This window comes from Lactobacillus delbrueckii subsp. delbrueckii DSM 20074 = JCM 1012 (genome assembly GCF_001433875.1).
GTDB classification, from domain to species: domain Bacteria; phylum Bacillota; class Bacilli; order Lactobacillales; family Lactobacillaceae; genus Lactobacillus; species Lactobacillus delbrueckii.
In genome coordinates, this window is the sequence record NZ_AZCR01000168.1 from 1 (window position 1) to 244 (window position 244).

Consider the following 244-nt stretch of genomic DNA (forward strand, 5'->3'; position numbering starts at 1 on the left):
TATTTCTTTTATGCATGACTTTCCAGAAATGCGAGGATCTCAGCTTTAGTTCGGGTACTTTTATCAATAGCTTTTAGTAATTCCTCCTGCTCTCGGTGTTTCTTGAGCTCATAGAGAGAATCTAGCTTCTGCGACGCTTTATCGCAGCGCTCTTTAAGGCGCCGGAGTTGTTCTTCTGTTTGGGAAATCTCGGCTTCAATTGTCTTAATATTCTTCGTTCTCGGCATCTTCATCATCGTCTTTC

1 protein-coding gene is annotated in these 244 nt (G+C 42.2%); it reads right to left on the reverse strand.

The window, feature by feature from the left end; translation table 11 throughout:
- Positions 1 to 8 precede the first annotated feature (8 nt).
- On the reverse strand, positions 9 to 244 hold a 236-nt coding region (locus FD23_RS10860), incomplete at its 5' end, for a hypothetical protein (protein ID WP_236743916.1).